Consider the following 14,408-nt stretch of genomic DNA (forward strand, 5'->3'; position numbering starts at 1 on the left):
CCGGCCGCGGCGGCTTCGGTGGCGGCGGCATGGGCGGCATGGGCCCCGGTGCCGGGGCGGGTGCGCTCGCCGCCGAGAACGCGGCCGTGCGCGGCGGCGGGCTGGCGGCAGGGGGTGGCGGCCGTGGCGGGGCCGGCATGATGGGCGGCGTCCCTGGCGCCCGCGGCAACGGCGAGGACGACGACGAGCACCAGCGGCCGTCGTTCCTGGTGGAGGCCGACCCGGACGCCGTGTTCGGCACCGACCAGATGACCGCGCCACCCGTGATCGGTGAGTGATGGCCTTCACGCTGTCGCTCACCGAGGCGGACGTGCTCGCCCAACTGCTCGGCACGAACATCCGGCTCTTCCCGTTCGAGATCCCATCGGTCGGCCGGCTGCAGGTGGACCGGCTGCGGATCGCCCGTGAGGTGTTCGCCGACCTCGACCGCCGCGGGCTCATCCGGGCGGGAGAGGTGGTCCCTGACCTGGAACGCGCGCTGCGCACGCTGTCGGACCCGGTCATCTCGGTTGCCGTGCTGGGCACGGTGAAGGAGCGCGAGGAGATCTACGCCCGGGCCTCCGCCGCCGGCGAGACCGGTGTCCTGGCCCGGCTCACCGGCTCCAGCCTGCGGCTCGAGCTGATCCGCCCGACCGCGCTGGCGGTCAGCCTCGTCGGCCTGCTGCCCAAGATGACCGCCGGTCCGGGCCAGTCGGTGACGGTCTCCCGGCCGGCCCCGGTACCCGTCGGCGCCCGGCTCGACGGCGCGGAGCGGAACGAGGACGTGTTCGTCCCGGTGCACCCGCGCGCCGGTGCGGACCAGCGCCTGCGGATGGCGGCCGGCTACCTCAAGCGCCCGCGCACCGGAACCGGGTTCTTCGCCGTCTCCGGCCGCGACCGCAACGGGCGGGAGGTCTCGGGCGGCGGTCTGACCTGGATCGACACCGACGCAGGTCGCTACCTGTCGCTGTCGCGGCCGGCCGGCGAGGACGGCACGATCAGCAGCACCTTTTCTCCGGCCGACACATCACGGCTGGTCCACGCGCTCGGCGAGATGATCGAGTCGGTGGCCCCCCGGCGGCCGTAGCCCGGGCGCTACAGCCCGGGCGCTACACGACCTCGTCGTGGGACGCGCCGGGCATGCGGCCGGTGACGACGAACACGACCCGCTTGGCGACCGAGACGGCGTGGTCGGCGAAGCGCTCGTAGAACCGACCGAGCAGGGTCACGTCCACGGCGGCGGCGACCCCGTTCGACCAGTCCTTGTCCATGATCACGGTGAACAGGTGCCGGTGCAGGTCGTCGATCTCGTCGTCGGCGTCCTCCAGGGCGTGGGCCTGGTCGACGTCCTTGGTCAGGATCACCTGCTCGGCCTTGCGCGCGAGCTCGACGGCGACCCGACCCATCTCCCGGAACAGCGGAGCGACCTGCTCGGGCAGCACCGGCTGGGGGTGACGGCGGCGGGCCGCCTTGGCGACGTGCAGGGCGAGGTCACCCATGCGCTCCAGGCTCTCCGCCGCGTGGATCGCGGCGAGCACCGTACGCAGGTCGGTCGCCACGGGCGCCTGCAGGGCCAGCAACGCGTAGGCGTGCTCCTCGCAGGCCGAGCGGGCGTCGTCGACCTTCACGTCGTCGCCGATGACCTGTTCGGCGAGACCGAGGTCCGCATCGAGTAACGCCCTGGTCGCCGACTCCATCGCGGTCGCGACCATCGAGCACATGCCCGCCAGCTCAACAGCCAGCTCATCGAGTTCGACACGGTAGGCCTCACGCATGCCGACAGCCTACGGGCGAGCCGACCCCGGTGGCGCACCACTCGGTGAACCGGACGTGAACCTGCGGCCAAATCAGGCGCAGGAGACGTCTCCCGCGTTCACAGTGGACAGATCTTCGGGCAGTTCCGGCTGTGGCTCCTCGGTGCCGCCGCCGGTCGGCGAGACGACCTCACCGTCGTAGTCCGGGCCGATGAAGAGCTGCACCGCACCGCCGGCGGCGGGGTCCTCGACCAACTTCGCGCCCGGCACCGCCGCCGCGAGCGTCTGTGCCTGCGCCTGCCTGGCCTTGGAGTACCTGACGACGGTCTGGTCGACCTTCTCCAGCGAGGCGTCCACCCACACGACCTGGAAGCCCAGCTCGGCCAGCTCGTCCGCGGTCGCCCCGGCGATGCCGTCCTGGTTGTTGCCGGCGTTGAAGACCTGGATCTTCACGGTCTTGGGGTCGACCGGACCCTGCTCCTGGCGCAGGCCCGAGGCGAGTTGGGTCGTGGTGCCCTGGCCCTCCTGGGAGGCGTCATCGGGCTTCTTGGCCGGTGCCTCGCCGGGCAGCGGGGTGTCGTTGCGGATGGCCTGGAACAACGACTTCGTGTCCTCGACCCGGAGCTCCTCGTTGCCGCGCTCGTTGGCCTCCCCGACCGTCGGCACGGTGACGAAGGTGACCCGACCGGCCTCGATGCCCTGCATCGACTGCCCGAGCATGAACATCTGGTCGACGCCGATGTTGTCGCCGAAGGTGGACTTGCTGAACGCGTCGACGAAGCCGGTGAGCTTGCCCGGGTCCAGCAGGACCTCGGTGGACATCGCCTTGCGCAGCAGCGAGGACAGGAAGCGCTGCTGGCGCTTGATCCGCCCGTAGTCCGAGGTGGGATCGCCCGCGACCTTCCTGGCACGCACGAAGTTCAGCGCCTGGTCTCCGCTGATCGTCACGGCCTTGCCGGCCTGCGGGACGACGGTGCCCAGCACCTCGTCCTCCAGCGGCCGCTCGACGCAGATCTCCACGCCTTCGACGGCGTCGACCATGTCCTTGAAGCCGTGGAAGTCCACGCCGACGAAGTGGTTGATGGCGAGCCCGGAGAGCTCCTGCACCATCTTCGTCACGCACTTGGGCCCGCCGACCTGGTACGCGGTGTTGATCTTCACCAGCTCCGCGGCCGGCTCGATGTCACCGGTGTACTTGCCGGTCTTGGCGTCCCAGACCTCGCACTCCGGCCGAGTGACCTCGAGGTCGCGCGGGAACGACACCACAACGACCCGTTCCCGGTTCTTGGGAATGTGCGCGATCATGACGGTGTCCGAGCGGGCGCCGACGACCTCGGTCTCGTCGCCGACTCCCTCTTCGGCTGCCGCGCCGGCCCGGGTGTCCGAGCCGACCAGCAGGAAGTTCTCGTCGCCACGCTGTGCCGCCGCGTCCTGGATGGCGGACGAGTTCGGGTCGAGCGCGTCGACCTGCTGGGAGTTGGACTCGATCCAGCTCTTGAAGCCCCAGGCGACACCGCTACCGACGAACACGAGAACCGCGGCGACCACGGCGAACGCGCGGCCGGCCATCGTGGAGCGGTTCTGGCGCTTGTTCTTCTTCCGCCGCAGCCGGCTCAGGCCGGTCCGCTCGTCGGCCGGCTCGGGCTCCGGCTCGGCGTCCTTCCGCGGCGCCGAGAGGGTCTGCATGCCGACGCTCTCGTCGAGCCGGTCAAGCTCTTCCATCTCGTCGTCGTGCTGCCAGGGCAGCAGCTTGCGGCGCTTGGACTTCTTCTCGCGTTCCTCGGCCTTGAGCTCGTCGTGCACCGCGGAGAAGCGGGCGAGCGTGTGGTCGATCGAGCGCCGCTTCTGCACCTCCTCGCCGATGGCCTCCATCTCGGTGGTCATCGAGATGGCGTCCTCCTCCGGCACGCGGGGCGGGACGGCGCGGGGTTCGGCCGGTCCGGGTGCCGGCAGCGGGCGCGCCGGCACCGAGCGCTGGCCGGGTGCACCGGAGGGGAGGTCCTCCTCGCCGCTCAGAGCGCGGCGGATCGCGGGCTCACGACCGCCCGGCGGCAGGTCGCCGTCCGGGCCGGCCGGGTGGAACGGAGGCCGGTCCTCACCCGGGTGGAGCGGCGGCGGGCCGGACGGGCGGTCGTCGACCGACGGACGGCGGCCGACCGGCCCTGGCTGCTGGCGGCCCGGTAGGGGGCGCGGTGCCGGCGGAACGGGAGACCCCGCCAGCGGCCGGCTCGGCCGGTCGGGCGGTGGGACGGGTGCCGCGCCGGGAAAGTCCGTCGGCGGGACGGCGGGCTGTCGCCCGGGCCGGTCGACGCCGGGCGGCGCGACGGCCGCCCCCGGCTGCCGGAACTGGGCGGAGGCGTGGCCAGGCAGGTCGGCTGGTGGAGGCGCTGGCTGGCGGAACTGCGCGGAGGCGTGCCCGGGGAGGTCTGCCGGTGGGGGCGCTGGCTGGCGGAACTGTGCCGAGGCATGGCCGGGCAGGTCGGCTGGCGGTGCCGCGGGCGGGCGGACGGGCGCGGAGGGGTGGCCGGGCCGCTCGGCGGGCTTGCGGAAGGACGCGGACGCGTGGCCGGGGGACTCCGCGGGAACGGCCGGCTGCCGACGGGGGCCGGAGGCGTGCCCGGGGAGGTCTGCCGGGGGGACGGCGGGCTGCCGCCCGGGTCTGTCCGATCGCGCGGCGCGCCGTCCGGGCCGGGGAGCACGGTCCGGGACCCCACCCTCGGGGAAGTCGAAGTCCGAGTCCGGCTGCCGGGGCGGGCGCCCGGGATCGGGCAGAGGCCCGGACGGGTGCCGGCCCCGGCTCTCGACCGGGTAGTCGCGGGGGAGGTCGTACTCCGCGCCCGGCACGGGGCCGGACGGCGGCCGAGCGGCGCGCCGGCCGGAGGGCGGTTGGGGAGCGGGCCGGGCGTCGGCGCGTGGCGCACTGGACTGTCCGGGGGCGCGGCGGGCGCCCGGACGCGGACCGCCGGGGGCCTCGCCCGGGTGGGGCCGGCCGAACTGGTCGCCGTTCGCCCGTTCGTCGCCCTGGGGGCGGAGCTCGTCGGAGTGGCGGCTCACGGGTCCGCTGTGCGGGTCGGCGCTCCGGGACCGGCGCGGGACCGCCTGCTCGTCCGACGGCATCGCGCGCCGTCCGCCCTCGCTCGGCGAATGCGATACGGGCGTGATGCCCGAGCGGGAACCGGTGTGGCGCTGGACCAGGTCGGCCACGCTGAGGCCGCCGCTGTTGTCCTCCATCGAACGGCGTCGGCGGCGGGGCTGCTCGTCGGGCTCCTCCGCGCGCCGGTGCCTGCGGCCGTACCCCTGCGGATCACCGGAGCGGGTGCCACCCAGGTGGTCGTCGTCGGGCACCCGATCTCCTTTCTCCTCGCGCCGGCTCGCGCTGCGGCACACGTTCTCGTGCCGCTTTCTTAATCAAGACGTTGTTGACGGCAAGTGTGTTGCGGCTCCTTGGGGTCTTCCGAGCCGAGATAGTACGGCCGGATAGCTCCGGTGACGACCGGGGATCTCATTTTGGCCACTTTCCAGGCGCAGTTGGGCGCAACACGCTACGCCGAACGGCCTAATATAAACTGTGACCTGAACGGTGTAGGACCGTTCACCCCTCCCGTCAGCGCGGTCGGCGATTCGGTGCGCCGGAGAGGCGGACCTCGTTGCCCACCCGGTAGGCGACCGCGTTCCGGCCAGACTGCTTGGCGGTGTACAGCAGCCCGTCGGCGTGCCGCAGCTGCTGGTCGGGCCGGGTGAGCAGTTGACCGGTGTCCGCGGACTGGTGGGCGACGCCGATGCTGACCGTCACCCGGAGGCCGCCCACGATCGTCGACCACGGGAACTGCTCGACCCGGGCCCGGGCCGCCTCGGCGACGGTGATCGCGGTGGAGGCGTCCACGCCGGGGAGCATGAGCACGAACTCCTCGCCCCCGTAGCGCGCGCAGAAGCCGCGCTCGGGCAACGCCACCTGGAGCAGCTCCACGACCTGTCGGAGCACGCGGTCACCGACGAGGTGGCCGAAGGTGTCGTTGACCCGCTTGAACCAGTCCAGGTCGACCAGGGCGACGGCCAGCCCGTCCCCGTCCGGCTCGCCCTGCTCGAGGAGGCGCTGGTCGAGGTAGCGGCGGTTGTAGCTCGCGGTCAGCGCGTCGCGGATGCTCTGCTCCCGGGCCTCGGCGTGCTCGCGACGCAGCCGGGCGACCTCGAGCCGGAACTGCTCTGGCACCCGTGGGGCCCGCTCGACGGTGGCGAGCCGCAGGGCGTGCCGCAGGTGTTCGTAGGCCTGGCGCCACTGGTTGCGTGAGGCGAGCAGCTCGGCTATCGACTCGTGCAGTTCGACGAGGCTGACGTCCTCGGCGTCGCCCCGGGTGCCGAGCTGGACGGCGGCCGGGGCCGGCGGCCCGTTGTGGACGGGCGCCGGTGGCACGACGGAGGCGGCGGTCGGGGAGTCCGGGACGGAGTCGACGACCGGAGGGCTGACCGGTACGGCCAGCGTGTCGAGACGCCGGGTGGGATGCTGCATGGGGACGGTGGGCTCGCTGGCCGGTGGGTCGCGGCGCGCAGGTCCTGGCTGGGCCAACCCCTGGTCCAGAACGGCCACCGCGCTCACCTCCCTACCTAGGTCTCTTCGACCCTGGCGGGAGCGGCCTTGAGGCTTGCGGCGGCTTGATTCAGTTTTCCCTCTACCGGTGGAACGGGCGCTGCTCCAACCCAGCGATGGGGGCTGCGCCAGCGGTGCGCGTCAGGTCGTCGAACCGTGACGGGCCGTCGCTGGTCACCCGCCCGCGGGGCAGGGCGAGAAGCCGTAGGCCCGCCCGTCGAGCACGACCACGCGCTGTGAACCGATCTGCTCACCCAGAAGGGCGCCCTGCTGGCGGATGCTGATCGAGACGCCGAGGACGTATACCGAGCCGCGGGGACGCCGGGTGTCCTCCGGTGGCACCCACTCCGGGTCGGACCGGAACGTGGACATGGCCGGCCGGACGTGCAGGGTCAGGCCGCCGAGCTCGCAGAGCCGGTCGCGGTAGTCCGGGTGCTGGGTGACCCGCAGGAAGCGGCCCTGGCTCGCGGTGCCCTCGTCGGCCGCGGCGTTCAGCTCCGTGTAGTACGCCTCGACCAGGTCCCGGTCCGCGTCCGGGGAGCCGCCGCTGACCGGCGCCGGCTGCCCCGCGACCAGCGAGCTGCACCCCACGAGGAACAGGACGGCGGCGAGTGCGGCCGCCAGGACGGCGGTTCGGGCCATGGTTCTCCCCGGTCGTGGTTCGTTCACAGGCTAGGGCACGTCCGCCCTGGGCACTGCCGGCCGCGGCGGGGCCGGGTCGCGCGAGGTGCCCGGGATGCTCAGCCGCCGGAGTGCATGAGGTCGGCGGCGAAGGGGACGCTCGGGTCGTCCGGGTCGTCCAGCCAGCCGTAGGGCAGCGTAACCTTCCCCGGCGAGCCCTGCCGGCCCCTCGGGCCCTCGGCCGTCGCCGGGAACGGCACGGTCGGGTCCAGGCGCTCCAGCAGGTCGTCCAGCTGGGCCGGCGTCGAGACCATCGCCAGCTCCCGGCGCAGCTGGGAGCCGACCGGGAAGCCCATGAAGTACCAGGCCATGTGCTTGCGCAGGTCGCGGATGCCCTTCTCCGGCCCGTCGTGCTCGACGAGCAGCTCCGCGTGCCGGCGCAGGACCCGTGCGACCTCACCGAGGTTCGGCCCGGGCGGGAGCGGCTCCCCACGGAAGGCGGCCTGCAGCTCCCCGAACAGCCAGGGACGGCCGAGGCAGCCCCGGCCGACGACCACACCGTCGCAGCCGGTCTTCTCCATCATCGCGATGGCGTCCGCCGCCGTGAAGATGTCGCCGTTGCCCAGCACCGGAATGGTCCGTACGGCCTGCTTCAGCGCGGCGATGTGCGTCCAGTCCGCCTGTCCGGAGTAACGCTGCGCGGCGGTGCGGGCGTGCAGTGCGACCGCGGCGGCGCCCTCCGCCTCGGCGATCCGTCCCGCGTCCAGGTAGGTGTGGTGCTCGTCGTCGATGCCGATCCGGAACTTCGCGGTCACCGGCACCCCGTGCGGCTGCGCGGCGGCCACCGTCGCGGCGATGATGTTGGCGAACAGCCTGCGCTTGTAGGGCAGCGCCGCCCCACCGCCCCGACGGCACACCTTGGCCACCGGACAGCCCCAGTTGGTGTCGATGTGGTCGGCGAGGCCCTCGCCAATGATGATCTTTACGGCCTCGCTCATCGTGGCCGGGTCGACCCCGTAGAGCTGCACCGACCGCGGGGACTCGGTCGGGTCGAAGGCCATCATGTGCCGCGTCTTCGGGTCACGTTCGACGACGGCCCGAGCGGTGATCATCTCGCAGACGTACAGCCCGGCCCCGTACTCGCGGCACAACCGGCGGAAGGCCACGTTGGTGATCCCCGCCATCGGCGCGAGCACGACCGGCGGGTCCACCGGGTAGGGCCCGATCCGCAACGTCGTGGTGAGTGCTGGCACGTCCCCATTGTGAGTGGTCGGGAGCCGGGCCGGCTCCTCAGGTCCGGCCGGGGCGGCGGTGGGGTCAGCTCGCCAGGCGCGCGAGCGTGCTGGCGAGGACGTCGGCGAAGCCGGCCCGCACCTGCCCGTAGAGGATGTGGTGGGCGAACATCGACCCCGCCATGATCTCGGCCAGCGCGCGGAGGTCGGTGCCGCCCGGTAACTCGCCGCGCCGCACCGCCCTGGCGAACAGGACCTCGGCCACCTCGAGGTCGGGCGTCATCATCTTGTCCCGCAGCTGGGCCATCAGCTCAGGCTCGACGAGACAGTCCGCCACCATGCCGCTGACCAGGGTCACGGTGCCGGGTAGGCGGAAGACGTGGTCCATGTACGAGGTGGCCCCGGCGAGGTCGCCGGCCAGCGAGCCGGTGTCGGGCAGCTCCGAGGTGGCGCGCTCCGCGCCGCCGAAGTGGGCCTGGTAGACCAGCAGCGGCCGACGGGGCCACCGTCGGTAGAGCGTCTGCTTGCCGACCCTCGCGCGCCGCGCCACGGCTTCCATGCTCAACCCGAAGTATCCGTGCTGGGCCAGCAGCTCCCGGGTCGCGCCGAGGATCCGCTCGTCCAGCTCCGGGATGCGTGGCCGGCCTCGTGCGGTCTCCTTCGACACCGCCCGACCTTACGACACGGTATGGCCGTCTCGTAATGCGTCCGCGAGTGGAAAACTCCCTTTGCTCCGCTTCGGGCGGCTGCTGCCGAAAAGCGAGGTTTCCACAAAGTGAACGGGAGGTATCCGCCCGGCATGGCCGATCCCCACTCCGACCACGACGACCCCGAGCACGAACGGTTAAGGCACAACCTCAACGAGTTGCTGCAGGAGCTCCGCGTCGCCCAGGCTGGTGTCCAGTTCCTGTTCGGTTTCCTGCTCGCCGTCGCCTTCACCGAGCCCTATCTGCGGGCCACCGACTTCCAACACGTCATCCACCTGATCGCCGTGGTGTTCGCGACCGCGGCTGTCGCGCTGTTGAGCGCCCCGGCCGCCTGGCACCGCCTGCTGTTCCGACAGGGCCAGCGACCGGTGATCGTCGCGGTCGCCAACCGCCTCGCGGTCATGGGAATGGCCTGTCTCGCCGTCGCGATGGTCGCGACCGTGCTGCTGCTCACCGACGCGGTACTGGGCAACTGGGTGGCCGTGGCGATCACGATGTTCGCCGCGATCCTGTTCAGCGTCCTGTGGTTCGTGATGCCGCTGATGCGCCGCGCGCAGGTCAACAGGGACGACGCGGAGGACGAGCGCCGGAAGGCGGCGACGAGTGGTTACAACGCCGTGCGCACCAACAGCGAGCCCGCCTGATCCCCTGTCAGTGCGGTGCCGCCGGCCGGTCGCTCCGGTCGGCGGCACCGCTCGTGTCAGTTGAGGTCGTTCTAGTTGAGGTCCTCGTCGAGCCAGTCCTCGACGGTGCCGGTGTCCTCGTAGAGCCCGTGGCTGTCCCCGCCGTCGTCGGTGAGGTCGTCTCCTTCGTCCGGTCGCGGCTCGTACTCCGTGTCGGACCCGTCCTCGACCGGGGTGTCCGAGGCGGGCGTCGTGCTCGACTCGCCCTGGTCGGCCTCCCCGCCGGTGTCCCCGCCGTCGAGCCCCGGCAGCCCGGAGGTCTCCCCGCCGCCGCCGTCCTCGCCGCCGCCGGTCTCCTCGGGGCGCGGTTCGTAGCTGCCGTCGCCGCGATCGTCACCCTGCTCCGGGAGGGGCGACTCCGAGGTGTCGGCCGGACTCGGCGCCGGCGCCGGGGAGGGCTGCGGTGCCGACTCGGTCGCGGCGGCGTCGGTGCCCCGCCCCTCCGCGTTCCACGTGCCCATGCCGGTCGGATCGGAATACTCGGCCTCCGCGACCCCGTCGTCGTCCAGGTCCAGGACCGCGGTGTCAGCGACCCCGTCGCCGTCCGAGTCCCACATGACGTCGTCGACGCGGCCGTCGCCGTCGAAGTCCAGGGCCACGGCGTCGAGCGTGCCGTCGCCGTCGACGTCCACGTCGGCCGCGGACGCGTGCACGTTCGGGTCACCTTCGCCGGTGCCGAACTGGTACTCGATCTCGGGCATGTCTCCCCCGTTCTGGATGGATGAGCTGAGAGTAGATGTCCCGACCGGCGGCTCGGTTCCCTGTTTGCTCAGGTGAAGGATCGGAACGGGGCGGAACGTTCCGCTCGACCCCTCCGTCGAAGCGCACTGTCGACAGTGGAGGGAGACCGGAATGGTCATGGGAGCCGGGTTCGAGGCCCTGCACCAGCTGGCGGGCGAGGCGGAACGGATGAGCCGGGTCCTCGCCGGACCCGCGCCGGCCGAGCACGCGGGCCAGGACCGGTCGGGCACGGTGCACGTCGTCGTGGACGAGGCAGGCGCCGTGGTCGACGCCCGCCTGGACCGGGACTGGTACGACAGCGTCGACGCCCGCGTGCTCGGCGCCGCCGTGCTCGAGGCCGTGGACGCGGCCGGGGTGGCGCGCCTGTCCGCCTGGGCGGAGGCGGTGGCCGAGGCACAGGAGACGACCGGGTCGACCTCGGTGGCCCCACCGCCGGTCCCGGCTGGCCCGGTCCATATCGACCCGCCGGCCGACCTGGTGGACCGGCTGCTCACCCTGCTGCACCGGGCGGGCCGCGAGGCCGAGGCCGAGGCGAAGACCGCCGCGGCGGCCGAGGACTACCGGCGCAGGCTGGTGCGCGGCAGCAGTGACGGCGGCCATGTCACGGTCGGGATGGACGGTCCGCGGGTGGTCGAGGTCCAGATCGAGACCGACACACGCTGGATCGGCACGGCGAACCACCTCGAGATCGCGAGCGAGCTGCGCAGCGCGTTCGAGGCGGCTCGCGCCGCCGTCGCCGAGGCCGCGCCGCGGCGACGCTCCGACAGCGCGATCGAGGAGTTGCGGGCGCTGACCGACAACCCGCGGGAGTTCGTGGCCGCGCTGTTCGGCACCCGGCTGTGAGCATTCGACAGTAACGACCGGAGGATTTCGATGGCACCGACCCAGGACCAGTACGAGGTCGCCCTCGGCGCGTTACGCGCCGACGCGGACACATGGGAGCAGTGCGCCGCTGACCTCGACGCCGCGAAGGGGACGGCGGGCGGCCTCGACCTGGAGGCACTGCACTTCTCCTATGTGGCCGACAAGCTCGGGGTCACGGCGATCTACCAGCAGTTCCAGGACAAGCTGGTCCGGCTGCTCGACGAGGGCCGGACGATGTCGACCGCCGTGGCCGCCGCGCTGCGCGCCTCGGCGCAGACGTACCAGGAGGAAGAGGAAGCAGGCGTCCACCGTATGAACAACATCTGGTGAGGGGTGCGGACATGGGTGAGGTACTGAGCCAGGCGGAGTTCGAGGACGTCCTGCGGCGCGTGCGTGAGGCGATGGAGGAGATCCCACGCCAGTACCAGCGGTTGGTGGACAACATCAACAGCGTGCTGGACTGGCTGCCCGGGTTCGTGCTGGACCGGATCCGGGACGCGTTGCGGACGGTGGGCGATTTCATCGGAAAGGTCCTGACCGAGATCGGGAAGTTCGTCACCCAGCCCGGCGTGCCGTGGACGCTGTGGTCGCACGGCGACAGCTGGACCAACGACGTCGGCGCGAAGGCCAGCACCTGGCAGGACGTGTTCACCCTCGGTGCCATGCGCACCGACGACGAGTGGACCGGCGGCGCCGCGACCGCCTACAAGAACGTGCTGCCCCAGCAGCAGCGCGCCCTGGGCGCGATCAAGGCCGCCTGCGACGAGGTCGACGACGTACTGACCAAGCTGGCCGTCGCGATCGGGGTCGCCTGGCTGGCCGTGGTCTCGGCGATCGTCTCGTTCGTCGTCGAGCTCACCGCCGAAGCCGGCGCGGCGGCGACCGGTGTCGGCGCCCCGCCGGCCGCGGCGGCGGCCGGCGTCTCGGCGGCGAAGGTCTGGGGCATCATCGCGGCGGCACTCGGCGTGCTGGAGGCGTTCGTCGCCAGCTCCCTGCTGCCCGCGACCAAGGACCTCAACCAGCGGGTGCACACCGACGAGGGCTTCCCCCAGGGCCACTGGCCCCAGCTGACGACCGACATCTCCAACTCCAGCCACCGGGAGAACGGCGGTCAGAACGCGCCCTGGGAGATGAGCAAGGCCTAGCTGAGGAGTTAGGCGGCCATGTCCGGTCGCTCGGCCAGCCGGCGGACGACGGCGATCACCGGGTAGGCGGGCGGGAGAGACCGGCCCGGCGCCGGCGGCTCCAGCCACCGCCAGGTGCGGACAACGGACCCTCCGCTGGGCGAGGTGGGCACGACGAGGTGCGCACCCCGCCCGGCGACGGCCACGTCGAACCTGGCCAACTCCCCGGCGACTCCCGGCCGTAACTCCTCGGGCGGACGTGTCAGGAAGCTCCACCTGGCACCGTCCGGATCAGAAAACACGGGTCCACACTGGAGTGCCACGCCGAGTTCCTTGCGTACCAAGGCACCCAGCGGCGCTGGCATCGACACCGCGGACAGCGCGTTGCCGACGGCGACGCACAGCACCCGCTCGGAGACCCGCACCGACACCGGCCACCCGAGCAGCTCCTCGTAGGCGGCCCGGCCGTGCGCGAGGTCGCGCAGCCAGAGCGGAGCCGGCCTGTGCTGGATCGATGACAGTGCAGCGGTGTTCATGTCCCATCCCCAATCGTTCGGCTGAACTACGAACTCTGGGGCGCCCGCACATCATTCAAGAACCAACCCGTCGGTATGTCAATACCGACCGACCGGTCTCTTTTAGTGGATCTTCCCTGGTCAAGCCCGGTTGCCGGCCAGTGCCGCGTTCAGGTCGCCGTGCGTCAACGAGGCGGCGAGCGACTCGTAGGTGCCCGACGAGAACAGCTCCCTCGCGCACCGGACCGCGGTGTCGTAGGCCGCGAGGGCGACGCGGGCCCCCACGCTCGCCCGCGCGACACCGAGTTCGGCCAGCTCAGGGACGGCCGGCGCACCGGGCATCGCCAACACGTTCAGCGGCGCGTCGATCTTCGCGACCAGCTCGGCGATAAGGTCACGATCCACGACCCCGGGAACGAAGATCCCGTCCGCGCCGGCGTCGAGGTAGGCCCGCGCCCGGGCGAGAGTCTCCGCCATCCGAGTCTCTTCCGGCCCGATCCCTAGCAGATAGGTGTCGATGCGAGCGTTGATGAACAGCGGCGCGGCCGCCCGCGCGGCGGCCATCCGGGCCACCTGGTCCTCGACCGGGCGCAGCCCGGGCTGGTCGTGCAGAGCGTCCTCGATGTTCACCCCGGCGGCACCGGCGTCGGCGACCGCACGCACCGTGTCGCCCACCTCGCCCGGTGTCGCGCCGAAGCCGCTCTCGATGTCCGCCGTCACGGGCACGGCGACCGCGGCGACGACCCGCGCCACCAGGGCGATGGCCTGCTCCCGGGCCAGGTGGTCACCGTCGGGGACGCCCAGGCTCCACGCCACGCCGGCCGAGGTCGTCGCGATCGCCGGCGCGCCGGCCTGTTCGACCAGCCGGGCGCTGGCGGCGTCCCACGCGTTGGGCAGAACGAGGATGGAGCCGCTGTGCAGGGAACGGAACGTGTCAATCATGGGCACACTCCACCAGTCCCGACCGACAGAAACCCATACCCACCGACGGCCACGGCCGATTCCCGCCAGCCGCCCGCTCGCGGGACCGGCACCGTTGGCATCATGAGAGGCGACATGTACACGGTCATCGACAGCCCCGTTGGCCCGGTCACACTGGTCGGCACCGAGGCCGGGCTGACCGGCCTGTACCTGACCGACCAGCACTTCCCGGCAGGCGAGGTGGCCGGCGCCGAGCGCGACGACGCCCCCTTCGCCCAGGTCGTCGAGGAGCTGGACGCCTACTTCGCCGGAACGCTGACCGAGTTCACCGTGCCGCTCGCGCCCCGCGGCACGCCGTTCCGGCAGCAGGTCTGGGCGGCACTGCGGGACGTGCCCTACGGGGAGACGACGACCTACGGCGAGCTGGCCCAACGGCTCGGCCGTCCCACCGCGGCCCGCGCCGTCGGGCATGCCAACGGCCACAACCCGATCAGCATCATCGTCCCGTGCCACCGGGTGATCGGTGCGGCCGGAGCGCTCACCGGCTACGCCTGGGGGCTGCCGCGCAAGCGCTTCCTGCTCGAACTCGAACGCACCCGACGAGACCGGGGCGCGCTCACCCTGCTCTGAGCGGGGCCCTCAGAGCCTGTTCCTGAACTGATCTTGGTCGGCGTGTCGGGTG

The 14,408-nt window shown here is 72.3% G+C and carries 15 protein-coding genes and 1 pseudogene; 7 read left to right on the top strand and 9 right to left on the bottom strand.

Translation table 11 applies throughout. The annotated features are described in order from the left end of the window. Both BU204_RS36805 and BU204_RS36810 read left to right on the top strand, forming a co-directional pair. Nucleotides 1-278, top strand: a pseudogene (locus BU204_RS36805) (hypothetical protein); the annotation flags it as partial. Beyond that, complete coding sequence (locus BU204_RS36810) at nucleotides 278-1,066, top strand: ESX secretion-associated protein EspG (RefSeq protein WP_075130417.1); 789 nt, start codon at nucleotides 278-280, stop codon at nucleotides 1,064-1,066. The pseudogene BU204_RS36805 and the gene BU204_RS36810, both read left to right, overlap by 1 nt. A gap of 22 nt (nucleotides 1,067-1,088) precedes the next feature. On the opposite strand, the gene phoU is transcribed toward BU204_RS36810, so the two are convergent. From phoU to BU204_RS36840, 6 genes are all read right to left on the bottom strand, one after another. Continuing rightward, nucleotides 1,089-1,754: a phosphate signaling complex protein PhoU gene (phoU, locus tag BU204_RS36815; RefSeq protein ID WP_075130418.1), complete on the bottom strand. Its 666-nt coding sequence runs from the start codon at nucleotides 1,752-1,754 to the stop codon at nucleotides 1,089-1,091. A 72-nt stretch (nucleotides 1,755-1,826) separates the two neighbouring features. Beyond that, nucleotides 1,827-5,078 (bottom strand): LCP family protein, encoded by a 3,252-nt coding sequence (locus tag BU204_RS36820; RefSeq protein WP_075130419.1) that lies wholly within the window; start codon nucleotides 5,076-5,078, stop codon nucleotides 1,827-1,829. A 259-nt stretch (nucleotides 5,079-5,337) separates the two neighbouring features. After that, nucleotides 5,338-6,318, bottom strand: coding sequence for a GGDEF domain-containing protein (locus tag BU204_RS36825; RefSeq protein ID WP_332888618.1), 981 nt, complete (start codon nucleotides 6,316-6,318; stop codon nucleotides 5,338-5,340). Between the two features lie 174 nt (nucleotides 6,319-6,492). Further along, nucleotides 6,493-6,960 (bottom strand): hypothetical protein, encoded by a 468-nt coding sequence (locus BU204_RS36830; RefSeq protein WP_075130421.1) that lies wholly within the window; start codon nucleotides 6,958-6,960, stop codon nucleotides 6,493-6,495. Between the two features lie 98 nt (nucleotides 6,961-7,058). Beyond that, entirely contained in the window at nucleotides 7,059-8,192 is a 1,134-nt protein-coding gene (gene dusB, locus BU204_RS36835; protein ID WP_075130422.1) for a tRNA dihydrouridine synthase DusB, read from the bottom strand. 64 nt (nucleotides 8,193-8,256) lie between these two features. Next, nucleotides 8,257-8,838, bottom strand: coding sequence for a TetR/AcrR family transcriptional regulator (locus BU204_RS36840; RefSeq protein WP_075130423.1), 582 nt, complete (start codon nucleotides 8,836-8,838; stop codon nucleotides 8,257-8,259). Nucleotides 8,839-8,970: 132 nt separating this feature from the next. Here BU204_RS36840 and BU204_RS36845 point away from each other — a divergent pair, with 132 nt between their 5' ends. Further along, a complete protein-coding gene (locus BU204_RS36845) occupies nucleotides 8,971-9,522 on the top strand; it encodes a DUF6328 family protein (protein WP_075130424.1) in 552 nt (183 codons plus the stop codon). A 71-nt stretch (nucleotides 9,523-9,593) separates the two neighbouring features. On the opposite strand, the gene BU204_RS41010 is transcribed toward BU204_RS36845, so the two are convergent. Further along, nucleotides 9,594-10,262, bottom strand: coding sequence for a hypothetical protein (locus tag BU204_RS41010; protein ID WP_075130425.1), 669 nt, complete (start codon nucleotides 10,260-10,262; stop codon nucleotides 9,594-9,596). Between the two features lie 151 nt (nucleotides 10,263-10,413). Here BU204_RS41010 and BU204_RS36855 point away from each other — a divergent pair, with 151 nt between their 5' ends. From BU204_RS36855 to BU204_RS36865, 3 genes are read left to right on the top strand one after another with little or no spacing between them, the layout of a single operon-like run. Further along, nucleotides 10,414-11,145 carry a hypothetical protein gene (locus BU204_RS36855; protein ID WP_075130426.1) on the top strand — a complete coding sequence of 244 codons (732 nt, stop codon included), beginning with the start codon at nucleotides 10,414-10,416 and terminating at the stop codon, nucleotides 11,143-11,145. A gap of 30 nt (nucleotides 11,146-11,175) precedes the next feature. After that, nucleotides 11,176-11,496 carry a hypothetical protein gene (locus tag BU204_RS36860; protein WP_075130427.1) on the top strand — a complete coding sequence of 107 codons (321 nt, stop codon included), beginning with the start codon at nucleotides 11,176-11,178 and terminating at the stop codon, nucleotides 11,494-11,496. An 11-nt stretch (nucleotides 11,497-11,507) separates the two neighbouring features. Then, complete coding sequence (locus BU204_RS36865) at nucleotides 11,508-12,311, top strand: hypothetical protein (protein ID WP_143230023.1); 804 nt, start codon at nucleotides 11,508-11,510, stop codon at nucleotides 12,309-12,311. An 8-nt stretch (nucleotides 12,312-12,319) separates the two neighbouring features. On the opposite strand, the gene BU204_RS36870 is transcribed toward BU204_RS36865, so the two are convergent. Together BU204_RS36870 and BU204_RS36875 are read right to left on the bottom strand one after the other, a co-directional pair. Continuing rightward, nucleotides 12,320-12,826 carry a hypothetical protein gene (locus tag BU204_RS36870; RefSeq protein ID WP_075130429.1) on the bottom strand — a complete coding sequence of 169 codons (507 nt, stop codon included), beginning with the start codon at nucleotides 12,824-12,826 and terminating at the stop codon, nucleotides 12,320-12,322. Between the two features lie 120 nt (nucleotides 12,827-12,946). Further along, complete coding sequence (locus BU204_RS36875; protein WP_075130430.1) at nucleotides 12,947-13,747, bottom strand: isocitrate lyase/PEP mutase family protein; 801 nt, start codon at nucleotides 13,745-13,747, stop codon at nucleotides 12,947-12,949. A gap of 102 nt (nucleotides 13,748-13,849) precedes the next feature. Here BU204_RS36875 and BU204_RS36880 point away from each other — a divergent pair, with 102 nt between their 5' ends. Next, nucleotides 13,850-14,356: a methylated-DNA--[protein]-cysteine S-methyltransferase gene (locus BU204_RS36880; RefSeq protein WP_075130431.1), complete on the top strand. Its 507-nt coding sequence runs from the start codon at nucleotides 13,850-13,852 to the stop codon at nucleotides 14,354-14,356. The last annotated feature ends 52 nt before the right edge of the window (nucleotides 14,357-14,408 follow it).

The sequence above is a fragment of the Actinophytocola xanthii genome (assembly GCF_001921205.1).
GTDB classification, from domain to species: domain Bacteria; phylum Actinomycetota; class Actinomycetes; order Mycobacteriales; family Pseudonocardiaceae; genus Actinophytocola; species Actinophytocola xanthii.

Excerpts from the sequence above, each read along its gene's own strand:
- BU204_RS36810 (WP_075130417.1), top strand. The coding sequence starts at position 278 with ATGGCCTTCACGCTGTCGCTCACCGAGGCGGACGTGCTCGCCCAACTG.
- phoU (WP_075130418.1), bottom strand. The coding sequence starts at position 1,754 with ATGCGTGAGGCCTACCGTGTCGAACTCGATGAGCTGGCTGTTGAGCTG.
- BU204_RS36830 (WP_075130421.1), bottom strand. The coding sequence starts at position 6,960 with ATGGCCCGAACCGCCGTCCTGGCGGCCGCACTCGCCGCCGTCCTGTTC.
- BU204_RS36845 (WP_075130424.1), top strand. The coding sequence starts at position 8,971 with ATGGCCGATCCCCACTCCGACCACGACGACCCCGAGCACGAACGGTTA.
- BU204_RS41010 (WP_075130425.1), bottom strand. The coding sequence starts at position 10,262 with ATGCCCGAGATCGAGTACCAGTTCGGCACCGGCGAAGGTGACCCGAAC.
- BU204_RS36855 (WP_075130426.1), top strand. The coding sequence starts at position 10,414 with ATGGTCATGGGAGCCGGGTTCGAGGCCCTGCACCAGCTGGCGGGCGAG.
- BU204_RS36860 (WP_075130427.1), top strand. The coding sequence starts at position 11,176 with ATGGCACCGACCCAGGACCAGTACGAGGTCGCCCTCGGCGCGTTACGC.
- BU204_RS36865 (WP_143230023.1), top strand. The coding sequence starts at position 11,508 with ATGGGTGAGGTACTGAGCCAGGCGGAGTTCGAGGACGTCCTGCGGCGC.
- BU204_RS36870 (WP_075130429.1), bottom strand. The coding sequence starts at position 12,826 with ATGAACACCGCTGCACTGTCATCGATCCAGCACAGGCCGGCTCCGCTC.
- BU204_RS36875 (WP_075130430.1), bottom strand. The coding sequence starts at position 13,747 with ATGATTGACACGTTCCGTTCCCTGCACAGCGGCTCCATCCTCGTTCTG.
- BU204_RS36880 (WP_075130431.1), top strand. The coding sequence starts at position 13,850 with ATGAGAGGCGACATGTACACGGTCATCGACAGCCCCGTTGGCCCGGTC.